At 33.3% G+C, this 1355-nt stretch carries 2 protein-coding genes and 1 pseudogene; all 3 read right to left on the reverse strand.

Features of this window, described 5'->3' with window-relative positions; translation table 11 throughout:
- A pseudogene (locus H964_RS12755) lies at nt 1–235 on the reverse strand (hypothetical protein); the annotation flags it as partial.
- 17 nt (nt 236–252) lie between these two features.
- Nucleotides 253–480 (reverse strand): S-layer homology domain-containing protein, encoded by a 228-nt coding sequence (locus H964_RS12760; RefSeq protein WP_039764185.1) that lies wholly within the window; start codon nt 478–480, stop codon nt 253–255.
- A gap of 142 nt (nt 481–622) precedes the next feature.
- Nucleotides 623–1355, reverse strand: a 733-nt coding sequence (locus tag H964_RS01610; RefSeq protein WP_156823652.1) for a helix-turn-helix transcriptional regulator, incomplete at its 5' end; no start/stop codon positions are given.

Below are 1355 nucleotides of genomic sequence, written 5' to 3' on the forward strand. Positions count from 1 at the left end.
CAACATCTTGTGCATCTGTAAAATTATTCAGCACATCAGCATTTTTATTCCCAAGTTGTAAAGCAGCTGCCACAGCAGCAAAGGCTTCCTGCCTTTTTACAGGCCTGTTTGGGTCAAGTTTCCCTTCCTTTACAAACAAGTCTAAATACCCTGCTGCTTGAGCTTTTTCAAGTTCTGTAAAATACCACGCACGAGGGCTAATTTTCCAGCTGATATCCAGCGGGCCTCTCGCCACAACTCCTATATATCTGTTCAAGATTTTGCAAAATTCTGCAACAGAAATATCTTATTGGGTTTAAAACTTCCGTCAGGATATCCATTTATTAAGTCTAATTGATAAAATCTTGCTATATCCTCCTTTGCAAAACTATCAGAAATGTCCTTAAAACTTGTGCTTGCCTCTGCAGTTTTTGCTGGGAAAATGTACATAACCAGAAATGAAAGCAGCAAAAAATAAGCAACAAATTTTTTTGGTCGCATCTACTTTTTGCACCCCTCAAAATTTTTTATGCTTTTCTACTTTAGATTTATCAAAATCTTATAAACAAAAAAAGGCATTATTTTTTAGTTATAGTCACTGCTTTTAAGTATTTTTTATCGTTATTGTTTTACAAACAAACTTCTATTCCTGCAAGCTCTTTTGGACATCTCTATATTCGTTGGGAGTAAGTCCTGTAATTTCTTTAAAAATTCTTGCAAAGTGTTTTGGGTTTTTGTAACCAACTTTGGACGCTATTTCCCACACTTTTAAGTCTGTTTTGGCAAGCAGCTCTTTTGCCTTCTCAACTCTGACTTTGTTTAGGTAATCCAAAAAACTCATTCCTGTTTTTTCTTTGAAGATGCTTGAAAAATAATAGTAATTGAGCGAAACGTGGTTTGCTACCATTGCCATATTGATGTCTTTATGATAGTTCAAATTTATAAACTTAATTGCTTTGTCAATTTCATCTTTTATACTGAGAATACCTTTCAAAGAAATTACTATTTCAGTTGCTTCGTGTACAAATTTCTTTATGTAATTAACATATTCTGAAACTGATGAGAAATTGAATATATCAGATAATTTCTGATATTCATGAAAATCAAGTACCTTTTTAGGAACGTGATGACAAATCCACTCTACAACATTGCTGTAAAGTGTTTTTGTGACATTTAAAATATCTTCAGCAGCACTTTTCATGAAAAATTCATTGCACAAAATGCTTTCCAAGCAGGAAATAGCTTCCTTTTGTTTGCCTGCAAGAATCAGTTCTTTTAGCTTCTCAATATTGTTAAACTTATTTATTTTTTCTGCCTCGCGCCATTTGACTGACGACCAGAATTCAATGTTTTTATTAGATACAAAAGCATAAGTA

Origin of the sequence: Caldicellulosiruptor sp. F32, from assembly GCF_000404025.1 — a bacterium.
Lineage (GTDB): Bacteria > Bacillota > Thermoanaerobacteria > Caldicellulosiruptorales > Caldicellulosiruptoraceae > Caldicellulosiruptor > Caldicellulosiruptor saccharolyticus.

Bases quoted from the DNA above. Each gene is read 5' to 3' on its own strand.
- H964_RS12760 (WP_039764185.1), bottom strand. From the start codon at position 480: ATGCGACCAAAAAAATTTGTTGCTTATTTTTTGCTGCTTTCATTTCTG.